General features: G+C 38.2%; 5 protein-coding genes. All 5 read left to right on the forward strand.

All coding sequences use genetic code 11. The annotated features are described in order from the left end of the window. The first annotated feature begins 31 nt into the window (after window positions 1-31). The 5 genes from ACNC7R_RS02645 (at window position 32) to ACNC7R_RS02665 (ending at window position 13,460) form a co-directional block, all read left to right on the forward strand. Window positions 32-3,340 carry a glycoside hydrolase family 2 TIM barrel-domain containing protein gene (locus ACNC7R_RS02645; protein ID WP_417939464.1) on the forward strand — a complete coding sequence of 1,103 codons (3,309 nt, stop codon included), beginning with the start codon at window positions 32-34 and terminating at the stop codon, window positions 3,338-3,340. Between the two features lie 89 nt (window positions 3,341-3,429). Beyond that, window positions 3,430-6,816, forward strand: coding sequence for a glycosyl hydrolase (locus ACNC7R_RS02650; protein WP_417939465.1), 3,387 nt, complete (start codon window positions 3,430-3,432; stop codon window positions 6,814-6,816). A 131-nt stretch (window positions 6,817-6,947) separates the two neighbouring features. Continuing rightward, on the forward strand, window positions 6,948-8,378 hold the full coding sequence (locus ACNC7R_RS02655) for a sialate O-acetylesterase (protein ID WP_417939467.1): 1,431 nt from the start codon (window positions 6,948-6,950) through the stop codon (window positions 8,376-8,378). 289 nt (window positions 8,379-8,667) lie between these two features. Beyond that, complete coding sequence (locus tag ACNC7R_RS02660) at window positions 8,668-10,998, forward strand: DUF5703 domain-containing protein (RefSeq protein WP_417939468.1); 2,331 nt, start codon at window positions 8,668-8,670, stop codon at window positions 10,996-10,998. Further along, window positions 10,995-13,460, forward strand: coding sequence for a pectate lyase family protein (locus tag ACNC7R_RS02665; protein ID WP_417939469.1), 2,466 nt, complete (start codon window positions 10,995-10,997; stop codon window positions 13,458-13,460). The genes ACNC7R_RS02660 and ACNC7R_RS02665 overlap by 4 nt, the downstream gene beginning before the upstream one ends. Window positions 13,461-13,504 lie beyond the last annotated feature (44 nt).

Raw genomic sequence — 13,504 nt, forward strand, 5'->3', positions numbered from 1 at the left:
GACCAAAAACAATAAAAAAAATAAAGAAGTAATGTTCAAGCCAATTCAAAATAATCACCTTTTTAGGTTTCGATGTTCGATACTATTCTGCTTGTTTGGTATTTGCGGAAGTAATGCCCAATTAGTCACAGGAGAACCTGCCGGTGTGCCTCCCGTTCCTCAGGTATATTCTGATGCGCCTTGGGAAAATCCTTTGGTCTCTGGAATTAATCGTCAGCCGGCACGTGCAACAGGCTATTCGTACACTTCGGTAGCTGATGCTCTGGAAGGGAATCGCTTAAAAAGCAGAATAAAAATTTTGAATGGCGATTGGGATTTTAAATTTGCCAAGAATTTACAGGAGGCTCCGCAGGATTTTTATAAAGCCGAAGTAAAAGGCTGGAATAAAATTCCGGTACCTTCAAATTGGGAATTGCAAGGTTATGGTCAGGCTATTTACAAAAGTGCAGTTTATTCGTTTCGTCCCGTAAACCCGCCTTTCGTACCTAAAGATGACAATCCGATTGGTTCCTATCAACGTAAATTTACCGTTCCTGCTACTTGGGATGGAATGACCGTTTCGCTTCATTTTGGAGGGGTGAGTTCGGCTTTTCAGGTTTGGTTAAACGGAAAGTTTTTGGGTTATGGAGAAGACAGTTGCAATTCATCCGAATTTAACATTACGCCTTATTTACAAAAAGGCGAAAACATACTTTCGGTGCGTGTTTTTCGCTACAGTGATGGCTCGTATCTGGAGGATCAGGACCATTGGCGTTTGAGCGGAATCCAGCGTGAAGTTTATATTATGGCAGAGCCAAAGTTACGCATTCAGGACTTTTTTGTACAAACTAAATTAGATAAACAATATAAGGATGCCATTTTTCAATTGCGTCCGCGTTTGAGTAATTTCACTGGAGACACCATTAAAAATCATACTTTCGAAGTGCAATTGTACGATGCAGAAAACAAAACATTGTTTGAAAAACCATTGGTGCGCAAAGCGATTGATATTATTAGCGAAGTATCGCCACGATTGGATAAGGTACGTTTCGGATTCTTTCAGGAAACTATCAAAAATCCGTTGAAATGGAGTGCCGAAAAACCGAATTTGTATACTTTGGTGATGACACTAAAAAATCCCGATGGAAGTATCAGTGAGGTAAAAACGTTAAAAATTGGTTTCCGTTCGATTGAATTTTCAAAAGAAAACGGAAAAATGCTCATTAACGGAAAAGAAACCTATGTGTATGGTGTAAATCATCACGGGCATCATTCCACACGAGGAGAGGCAGTGAACCATCAGGATTTGGAAGAAGATGTCAAGCTGATGAAAAAATTCAATTTCAATTTTGTACGTACGAGTCACTTTCCTGAAGATCCCTATTTTTACGAATTGTGCGATAAATACGGTTTGATGGTGATGGACGAAGCCAATTTGGAAACACACGGTTTGGGAGGTTTTTTGAGCAACGATCAAACCTGGACGAGTGCTTATTTAGACCGTATGACCCGAATGGTGGAGCGCGATAAAAATCATCCGAGTATAGTGATGTGGAGTTTGGGTAACGAAGCCGGAAAAGGACCTAACCATGCTGCCATGGCGGGCTGGACACACGATTATGATATTACCCGTCCGGTGCATTACGAGCCGGCACAGGGGAATCCAAGATTAGACGGATATATAGACCCATTGGATTCGCGTTATCCCAAAACTGTAGATCATTCGCACCGCTTCGAAAACCCGCAGGATGAACCTTATGTAGATGTGGTGAGCCGTTTTTATCCTGGAGTTTTTACCCCTAAGTTTTTGGTTGATCAAAATAAGGATACACGCCCCATTTTGTTTGTAGAATACTCTCATTCTATGGGGAATTCAACCGGAAATTTAAAAGAACTTTGGGATGAATTTAGAAATACGCCACGTGTTATTGGAGGCTGTATTTGGGATTTAAAAGACCAGGGTTTGCTTCGTAAAGATATCAAAACCGGACAGGAATATTTAGGATATGGAGGCGATTTTGGCGAGAAAAAACACGATGCTAATTTTAATATTAACGGAATGGTTGCTGCCGATGGAAGACCAAAAGCAGCGATGTTCGAAAATAAATGGATTTATCAGCCTGCTGTTTCAACTTTAGAAAACAACACGACTTTGAAAATTCATAACCGGCAGGTGGTTCAGAATTTAAGCGATTTTATTCCGGTAATCAGCATTTTGGAAAACGGGAAACTCATTAGAACCGAAGTCTTAAAACCATTGGATATTCCGGCTGGAGCCGATTATGTTTTGGATGTGAAAAAGTACATTCTGAAATTTAAAAACGGAGCTGAGTACTTCCTGAATATCGAATTTCAATTAGCTCAGGATGAGTTCTGGGCAAATAAAGGATACGCAGTTTCGACCGATCAGTTTTTGTTGCAAAAAGGTCAAAGTCCGAATTTGATAGCCAAAGGAAATGTACAGCTTAAAGAAACAAATGAAGAATTTAGCATTTTTGCCACTGATTTTGATATTAGAATTGACAAGAAAAACGGAGCCTTGAGTTCGTATGTATTTAAAAAAGAAGAACAGGTTTTAGCACCTTTGTTGCCTAATTTTGTGCGTCCGCTTACTGATAATGATCGCAAAGGCTGGAAACCCCAAAAACTGATGAAACAATGGTACACTGCTGTGCCAAAACTGAAAAAAATAAGTTCGGAAACTTTGGGCAGCCAAATTAAAATCAGCAGTGATTACGAAATTATTAAAGACAGTGCCTCGGTGCGTGTTGATTATTGGGTACAAGCTAACGGAATCATTCAGGTTGATTATCAATTAAAAATTGAAAAACCGATGCCTAATATTCCTAAGGTTGGAATGCAAATGGGTGTTCCGAATATGTTCAAACAAATTTCGTGGTACGGAAAAGGAGAGCTGGAAAATTATTGCGACCGAAGTTTTGGGTTTACTGTTGGACACTATTCGTTACCAATCGACAAATTCATCGAGCCGTATATAAAACCGCAGGAAAATGGAAATAGAATGGAGGTGCGTTGGATGGCATTAACTACTGACGTGAAAAATAGAGGAATTTTAGTATCCCAAAAAGACCAAAAATTACAAATGAGTGTCTGGCCGTATTCACAAGCTAATTTAAGCGAAGCCAAACATACTTATGATTTGATAAATCCCGGATACTTGACCTTAAATATCGATTTGTTGCAAATGGGTGTGGGCGGAAATGACAGTTGGTCACCTGTGGCGGCACCTTTGGATAAATATCTGATTAAGGCTAAGAATTATAATTATAGTTTTTATTTAATGCCTTTCAGCGGTTCAAAAAACGAATTAGAAAGCAGTTTGAAGAAGTTTAAATATTGATAAATTGATTACGAGTAACGAAGAAATCTCATAATGAGAGCAGCTAAATGGGATTACTTTATTCCTCGCAATGATAAAACAACGATAAAATGTTTCAAAAAAAACACCTCTTTTTTATCCTACTTTTCGCAAGTTTCGTCTATGCGCAGGAAGTCCATAAAAAAGAATCTTTTCAGCCAACACTAGAATCCTCCAAAACCTGGGTGTATTGGTATTGGATGAAATCGGCTTATTCTAAAGCAGGAATCACAGCCGATTTAGAAGCCATGAAACAAAACGGAATTGCGGGTGCGTATTTAATGACCATTAAAGGGCCGGCAAATCCTCCGTTGATAGACCCGCCAATTTTACAGTTGACACCCGAATTTTGGGATATGATTAGTTGGGCGTTTAATGAAGCAGATCGTTTAGGTTTGAAACTCGCTTTTCACGGAGCAGACGGATTTGCCGTTGCAGGTGGACCGTGGATTACACCAGAAATGGCAATGCAGAAAGTAGTCTGGTCAACGACGGAAGTTTTGGGAGGTAAAAAAGTTACTTCAAAATTACCAGTTCCAGCGCATCACAAAGACTATTATAAAGACATTGCCACTTTTGCGATTCCGATAAAAGAGTACCAAATTACTTCGCAGATGCAACTGCCAAAAGTAACGACATCCAACAATACAGATGCTTCGTTTTTAGCTGATCCTAAAAAAGAGGAGAACTTCAAATTTGCCGATGCCGGTTGGATTCAATACGAATTTGAACAGTCTTTTACCTGCAAATCGATTGTAATTGAAACCAAAGGACGAGATTATCAGGCACAACGTCTGATTGTCGAAGTCAGTGATGACGGCGTTCATTTTAAATTCCACGAAAGACTCATTGCACCGCGTCACGGCTGGCAGGATATGGATTTCCCAAACACGCATGCTATTATTCCAGTTACAGCAAAATATTTCAGGTTTGTGTATGATCCAGTTGGAACGGAACCAGGCGCCGAAGATTTGGATTTTGCAAAGTGGAAACAAAATTTGAAAGTAAGTAAAATTACACTTTCGAATCAGTCGTTGATTAATAATTATGAAGGAAAATCAGGAGCAATCTGGCGTTTGACTCCAGAAACAACTGAAAAACAAATTCCGAATGTAGATGCATTCAAAAAATCAGAAATCATCAATATTTCGAGTTTTGTTGATGCTGATGGGAATTTAAATTGGAAAGTTCCAAAAGGGAAATGGAAAATTATCCGAATGGGACATACTGCTACAGGACATGAAAATGCAACTGGTGGAGCAGGAAAAGGATTGGAAGTGGATAAATTTAATTCGGAATTAATTCGTTTTCAACTAGATCATTGGTTTGGAGAAGCGGTACGTTCTTCTGGCCCTGAAGTAGCTTCAAGAGTTTTAGAAATCCTGCATTTTGACAGCTGGGAATGTGGAAGCCAAAACTGGTCTTCGGTTTTTCAGTCTGAATTTAAAAAGAGACGCGGTTATGATCTTATAGATTATCTTCCAGTTATGGCCGGAATTCCTTTGGAAAGTGCTGATTTCTCAGAAAAAGTTTTATATGATGTTCGTAAAACAATTGGAGATTTAGTAGCAGATCATTTCTACGGAACTGTAGCTCAGATTGCTAAAGAATATAAGGTAAAGTTAAGTTCTGAAAATGTTGCACCAACCATGATGAGTGACGCATTGCTTCATTATAAATATGTTGATTATCCAGGGGGTGAATTTTGGTTGAAAAGCCCAACGCACGACAAACCTTTTGATATGGTGGATGCCATTTCGGGCGGACATATTTATGGAAAAGATATTATTCAGGCAGAATCTTTCACGGCTTTGCGAATGGATTGGGACGAACATCCGGGAAATCTTAAAACGACAGCCGACAGAAATTATGCTTTGGGAATCAACCGACTATTCTATCACGTTTTTGTACATAATCCGTGGACAGACAGAAAGCCGGGAATGACTTTAGACGACATCGGAACTTTTTTCCAAAGGGACCAAACTTGGTGGAAACCCGGAAAAGCTTGGTTTGATTACTGCCAAAGAGTACAATTTCAATTGCAAAAAGGAAAACCAGTAATTGATCTGGCAGTTTTTATTGGTGAAGATTTTCCTTCTCGTTCTTTCGTTCCAGATCGTTTGATACCTTTTATTCCAAATGTTTTTGGAAAAGAAAGACTCGAAAGTGAGAAAATCCGTTTAGAAAATGAAGGTCAGCCAACAGCAAAAATGCCAAAAGAAGTGACCTATTCTAAAAACATCACCGATTTATCGCAATGGATTAATCCGCTAAATGGTTATCAATATGATTCTTTTAATGCTGATGTTTTAATCAATAGAGCGAAAGTAGTAAACGGAAAAGTAACTTTTGAAGGCGGAATTGAATACGGAGTTTTACTATTTCCAGGGAGTCATAAAATGGCGCCAAATAAGATTTTGTCTTTGGCTTCCGCCGAAAAAATATTACAATTGCTAAAAGATGGCGCAACCATTTTTGTGGATGAAAAACCAACGATTCAGCCCGGAATTCAATCTGAACCCGATCAAAAGAAATGGCAGCATGTGATTAATGAAATATGGAAAAATGGGAATTCGTCTTCTTGGAAAATCGGAAAAGGAACTGTTGTCAGATTGCCTTATTTAGAAAATGATTTTACCTCAATCGGAATTACACAAGACGTTTATTTTCCAAATCTAAACAGAGCTGATTCAGAAACGATTGCATGGGCGCACCGAAAAGCAGATAACGAAGAAATCTATTTTCTTTCGAATCAAAAAGAACAAGAAAGAACATTTGAGACTTCTTTCAGAATAGCTGGAAAAGTGCCGCAATGGTACAATCCAGTTACCGATAAGACCTCGGCATTAGCCAATTGGAAAATCGAGAATGGCAGAACAATTGTTCTGTTAACTTTAGCTGCTAACGAATCTGGTTTCGTGATTTTTAAAGAAGAAACCAAAGAAGTCTTAGCTCAGGGAAAAGTGTCTGAATTTGAAAAAGTTCAGGTTTTAGATGAAAACTGGGAACTCCAGTTTGATCCGGAATTTAAAGGACCGAAAGAAGTCGTAAAAATCAATAAACTTTTTGACTGGACTACTTTAGAAAATGAGCAGATAAAATATTATTCAGGAACTGTTATTTACAAAAAAGAGTTTGTCTGGAAAGGGAAAGACACCAGTAAAATCTGGCTTGATTTGGGTGAAACTGCCAACATCGCAGAAGTTTCAATCAACGGAAAAGATTGCGGAACACTTTGGACTTTCCCATTTAAAACTGATATTTCACAGGTATTACAAAAAGGAAAAAATACAATCGTAATAAAAGTCACGAATACATGGGCAAACCGCTTAATTGGTGATCAAAAATTGCCAAAAGAAGAAAGATTAACGTGGACAACAGCACCATTTAGATTGGAAGGAAATCCGTTGTTGAAAGCGGGATTATTAGGACCAGTTACGATTGTGAAGGAGAAATAATCAGGATGTGAGTCATTGCGAGGAACGAGGCAATCACATAAGAGAGTAACTACTGAGATTGCTTCGTTACTCACAATGACTTTTGCACCGTAAAAGGTTTGAAAAGGAAGTTAAAATAGAAAAAATATAAAATGAAAAATATCAAATACATTCTTGTAGTAGCAATGATTTTAGCAAGCCTTCAAATAAATGCAAAAATCAAAATGCCAGCATTGTTTACAGACAATATGATGTTGCAGCAAAAATCAAAGGCACCAATTTGGGGCTGGGCAGAAAAGAATGCAAACATTACAATCAAAACATCGTGGAATTCTAAAATTTACAAAGTAAAAGCCGATGCTTCTGGTAAATGGAAAGCAGCATTACAAACTTCCACTTTTGGTGGGCCATACACCATTGAAGTTTCAGAAGGAAACGAAAAAGTAATCATAAAAAACGTTTTGTTGGGAGAAGTATGGCTTTGTTCCGGACAGTCGAATATGGAAATGCCATTAAAAGGATTTCAGGGACAGCCCGTAAAAAACGGAAACGAAATCATTGTAAGATCTACCAATAAAAACATTCGTTTGATCACTATTCCTAGAGCAACGGTTTTAGAACCAAAAGACGATTTTGAAGGAAAATGGCAAGAAGCTTCTCCGAAATCAACATCCAATTTTAGTGCTACGGCTTGGTATTTTGGATCGCTATTGCAGGAAGTTTTAAATGTTCCGGTTGGGTTGATTCATGTTTCGTACGGTGGTTCAAGTATGGAGGCGTGGATGAACCAGGAAATGCTGAAAGATTTTGCCAGCGCTAAAATTCCGACCACAAAAGAAGAATTGGCAAAAGATCCAAATCGTGTTCCAACAACTTTGTTTAACGGAATGCTTTCGCCTGTAATTGGTTACGGAATCAAAGGCTGTATCTGGTATCAGGGAGAATCGAATTACGAAAGAGCAAATGAATACACTGCTTTAATGAAGAAAATGGTAAGCAGTTGGAGAACAATCTGGAATCAGGGAGAATTTCCTTTTTATTTCGCTCAGATCGCACCGTTTAATTATGCTTCTTTTCACCCAAATGATTATCAGGAAAAATACAATTCGGCTTATTTGAGAGAGGCGCAGTTTAAGGCTTCGAAGGAAATTCCGAATTCGGCAATGGCCGTTTTAATGGATGTTGGAGAAGAAAACAACATTCACCCAATGGACAAGGAAAAAGGAGGAAATCGTCTGGCTTTTCAGGCTTTGGCAAGAACCTACGGAATGGAAGGTTTCGAATTTGAAAGTCCGAAATATAAGTCGATGGAAATTAAAGACGGTTCAGTAACCGTTTCTTTTGATGATGTAGCAAACGGAATTACGTCTTATGATAAAGAAGTTTTAGGTTTTGAAATAGCAGGAGAAGACAAAGTTTTTTATCCTGCAAAAACGGTAGTGAGAAGAAAATCAGTGGTTCTGACTTCGGATAAAGTTGTCAAACCAGTTGCGGTACGCTATTTGTGGAAAGACTTCGCAAAAGCAGAATTGTTTAGTGCGGGAGGTTTACCGGTTTCTTCATTTAGAACGGATGAATGGTAATACACGGTTGCTCCTGCAAGGTTTTAAAAACCTTGTAGGTATTTTGAAGTACGAGTTTAACGCCTGGTTTGTCATTTCGACGAAGAAGACCCGAGCGATAGCGAATAGGCGAAGCAAATCTCCGCAAGTAGCTCGACAAAGATTTAAGGAGGCTTAATTTATAACTCTCGCAGATTTGGCAGATTTTGGAGATAAAATTAAATCTGCTTAATCAGCTAAATCCGCGAGAGAAAATTTAAAAAAATATATACCTACAAGGTTTTGGAAACCTTCCAGGGAAACGTAAAAAATGAAAAATAATATACTGTTTATACTTTTCTTCACCACGCTTTGCCTCAAAGCGCAAATCCCTGTGCTTGATAATTACAATCAAATCTGGACAACGCAAAGCAATAATTCATCCGAATCTATGCCTTTGGGTGGAGGTGACATTGGTATGAATGTCTGGGTTGAAAAGGGAAATTTGTATTTCTATTTTTCGCGAAGCGGAACTTTCGACGAACATAATACTCTACTGAAATTAGGAAGAGTAAAAATTGCTTTAAGTCCCAATCCGTTTGATGGTTCGGCAGGTTTTCATCAGAAACTGAAACTGAAAGAGGGTTATGTTTTGGTTAGACAGAATGATACTAAAATCAAACTTTGGGTGGATGTTTTTAAACCGATTATTCATGTTGATTTAGAAAGTAAAAATCCGTTGAAAATGACGGCTTCTTATGAAAACTGGCGTCATCAAAATCGTGTTTCCAAAGGAAAAGAAAACAATGCCAATTCCTATAAATGGGCACCTCAGGGCGATATTATCAATTTTAAAGATTCGATTGCTTTTGAAAATAACGGTATCAAATTTTACCACAGAAATCGAGAAAATACGGTTTTTGATGTAGCGGTTAAACAGCAAAAAATGGAATCGGTTAAAGACCAAATGATGAATCCGATTGCCAATTTAACTTTCGGAGGATTCATGAAAGGCGATAACTTAAAAGCAGATGGGACTTATTTAGGGAAATATCAGGATACCGAGTTTAAAGGTTTCAATTTATCAAGTATAAAACCATCCAAAAAACAGTCATTAGAAATTTATTTAAATGGCAATCAATCAGATTTTTCTACTTGGGATAATGGGTTAAAAAGTTTGGTTTTATCCAATAAAAACACTTCAAAACAAGCCGAAAAAAACACGATAAAATGGTGGAATAATTTCTGGAACCGCAGTTTTATTTTTACACAAAAAAATCAATCGATTGAGAAAGATTCGGTGTATCAAATCGGACAGAATTATCAATTGTTCCGATACATGCTCGGATGCAATGCATACGGGAAATATCCAACAAAATTCAACGGCGGATTGTTTACGGTTGATCCTGTTCACACCAATAAAGACTTGAATTTTACACCCGATTTTAGAAATTGGGGCGGAGGAACGATGACAGCTCAAAACCAGCGATTGGTTTATTTTCCGATGGTAAAAAGCGGTGATTTTGACATGATGAAATCGCAGTTGGATTATTATGTAAGTCTTCAAAAAAATGCCGAATTACGCAGTAAAGTCTATTGGAAACACAACGGTGCTTCTTTTACAGAACAATTAGAAAATTTCGGATTGCCAAATCCGGCAGAATACGAATGGAAACGTCCCGCAGATTATGATCCGGGCATGGAATATAACGCCTGGCTTGAATACGAATGGGACACTGTTTTGGAATTCTGTCAAATGATGCTTCAGCAGAGGGAATATGCAGGAGAAGACATTCAAAAATACAATCCCTTTATCATAAGTTGTCTTCGGTTTTTTGATGAACATTACCAATATTTAGCCAAACAAAGAGGCCGAAAGGCTTTAGATGGAAACGGTAAATTAATTCTTTTTCCGGGTTCAGCTGCTGAAACGTATAAAATGACGAATAATGCCAATAGCACAATTTCGGCTTTGCAAGTTATTACAGAAAGCCTTTTAACCCTTTCGACGGATAAATTGTCAAAACAAGAGGTTGACTATTTAAAAGCATTTCAAAATAGAATTCCGCCTTTGAATTTTGGACAAATTGAAAATCATAAAGTCTTGCTTCCTGCTAAAACTTGGGAGCGAGTTAATAATACGGAAGTGCCACAATTGTATCCAGTTTATCCGTGGGGAATTTACGGCGTTGGGAAACCAGATTTACAAAAGGCCTTAAATACATGGAAATACGATTCGGATGCTTTAAAATTCAGAAGCCATGTGGGGTGGAAACAGGACAATATTTTTGCCGCACGTTTAGGTGTGACTGATGAAGCAAAAAAATACAATCTGCTCAAGATGGCGAATTCGGAAAGACGTTTTCCCGCATTTTGGGGACCGGGTTTTGACTGGGTTCCAGATCACAACTGGGGCGGTTCGGGAATGATTGGCATGCAGGAAATGCTGTTGCAGGAAGCAGACGGAAAAATCTATCTTTTTCCAGCATGGCCAAAAGAATGGAACGTTCATTTTAAATTACACGCTAAACATAATACTACGGTTGAAGCCGAATTGATTAATGGAGAATTAAAGGTTTTAAAAGTAGTTCCAGAAGAGAGAAAAACACACATTATTAATCTGTTAGGGGAAACAGAAACAGAAAAAAATACCGCAAGATGATTAAAAAATTAGTAAGTGCTGCTGTTTTGGCAACGCTTTTATCAGCAAATGTACAGGCACAATCAGTTCGAAAAACAGCTGAAAAACAAATCATAAAAGTCGATTTTGATTTTTTCCAGAGAAGACTGGAAGAAGTTCATGCTCCGGGCTATGATTCGTGGGTGGTAAATGAAATGAAAGAAGACCAAAAAACGTTTAATGGTGTAATATTTAAACTGAAAGGGGATTTTAGTTCTAAATGGTATAAAGTAGGGATCAATGCTCCGTTTTACAATAAATTAGGGGCTGACGGACTGGTTACAGCTGAAAATTTAGAAATGAAAATCAGCGGGTTGAGACCAGGAAAACACACGCTTTTAACCTTTCACAATGCTTTTGATGTTGTCGCCGGAAAAACTTTATCACCTATAAAAATCTTTGTTAACGGGAAACTTCAGGAAACGGTAAATGCAAGTCAGAGAGCCAATGCAAAAATTGATGCCGCAATGGCTTATATCACTTTCAATGCTGAAAAAGGAAAAGATGTAGTAGTTCGTTTTGAAATTGAACCTGCAACTAATCCCGATATTGTAAAGCAGATTGTGATTAATGGTTTTGAACTTGATACGCCAAATTTAATGAATCAGGCGCGTTCTCCAAAACCGGAAAATGCAAATGAGCATGTTGTAACATCTGACAAAAAGATTTTATTGGAATGGGATGCTTCAAAAAATGCAGTGGCACATAAATTGTTTTTTGGAGAAGATAAAAATGCGGTGGCAAATGCTACTGAATCTTCAAAAGAATTTAAAGGGAAACTGACTGACAAAACATTTTTGGTTTCTGATTTATACAGCGGTTCAACGTATTATTGGCGTGTTGATGAAGTAGATGCTAAAGGAAACGTTACATTAGGAAATGTCTGGTCATTTAAACCGGCTCAGCTTGCTTTTCCGGGAGCTGAAGGTTATGGCCGTTTTGCTGTTGGAGGCCGCGGCGGAAAAGTTGTTGAAGTAACCAACCTTAACGATGACGGACCTGGAAGTTTACGTGACGCCATTAATCAGCAAATCGGGCCGAGAACTATTGTGTTTAATGTTTCAGGCGACATTCAGTTGAAATCAAGGTTAGTAGTCAATCAGCCTTATATCACTATTGCAGGACAGACAGCTCCTGGCCAAGGAATTACGATTAGCCGTGCGCCAATTGGTTTAACTGGGAATGATGGCGTAATTCGATTTTTAAAAGTAAGAATCGGAGGCGGAACTACTTTTGACGGAATGGGATTAACAGGTGCTGATTATAGTATTATCGATCACTGTTCTATCAGCTGGACCATTGATGAATCGTTTAGTTCGCGTGGTGCGCATCATATCACGTTACAGCGAACTTTAATTTCAGAAGCTTTAAATGTAGCTGGGCATGATAAATACGAAGCCGGAAAAATGCACGGTTATGCAGCGACTATTGGGGGTGATATCGGAAGTTTTCACCATAATTTGTTAGCACATAACTACGGAAGAAACTGGAGTATTGGAGGAGGCTTGAGTGGTGACGGCTTTTATACAGGAAGACTTGACATTAGAAACAATGTCGTTTACAACTGGGGGAAAAGAACTACTGACGGTGGAGCAAATGAAGTTAATTTCGTCAATAATTTCTATAAACCCGGAGCTTCAACTGGAATTTTCGTAGCACTAAATGCACAGCACGAAGGTGTTGGAAAAGGAATGCAGCGTTATTTCTTTGACGGAAATGTAATGCCGGGTTATTTTGATGAAAAATCTCAGGAAAAAGGCAGAAAAACAACGATTACTAACAACGATAAAGTTGACTATGAGACATTTGTAGATAAACCTTTCTTCGAGTCTTATGTAAATACGCAGTCAGCAGATGGAGCTTATAAAAATGTACTTTCGGATGTTGGTGCGAATCAGCCATTTTTTGATAAGCATGATAACCGAATTGTAGAGGAAACTTTAAAAGGAACTTTTACCTATAAAGGAAGTAAAAGCGGTTTAGGCGGAATGATTGATAATGAAGAAGATGCAGGAGGATGGCCAAACTTTCCATCAGAAACCCGTCCGGCAGACTGGGATACGGATCATGATGGTTTACCAAACTGGTGGGAGCAGGCTTTTGGTTTAAATGAAAATTCAAAAGCAGGAGATTTCTCAGATGCTAATACGGATTTAGACGAAGACGGATTTACGCAATTGGACAATTATTTAGACTGGATGGCACAGCCGCATTTCTTTGTGAAATTAGGAGAGCAAACCGTTTTAAATGCTGCGGATTATTTTAAAGGATACGAAGCAAGTCCGGTATTTACCTTTTCGGATCTTACAAATGGAAGAGTAGTCTTAAAAGGAAAAGAAGTTCAGTTTACGCCTATTGAGCCAGGATTGGCCTCTTTTGTCCTGACAGTTAAAGATGCCGATGGAGATACAATGAGCAGAACGATTAATTTTCTTGTGAAGTAAAATAAAAATCAAACCATATAAGTAATATAAGAAAATATAAGTTT

The organism is Flavobacterium adiutor (genome assembly GCF_048282555.1).
Lineage (GTDB): Bacteria > Bacteroidota > Bacteroidia > Flavobacteriales > Flavobacteriaceae > Flavobacterium.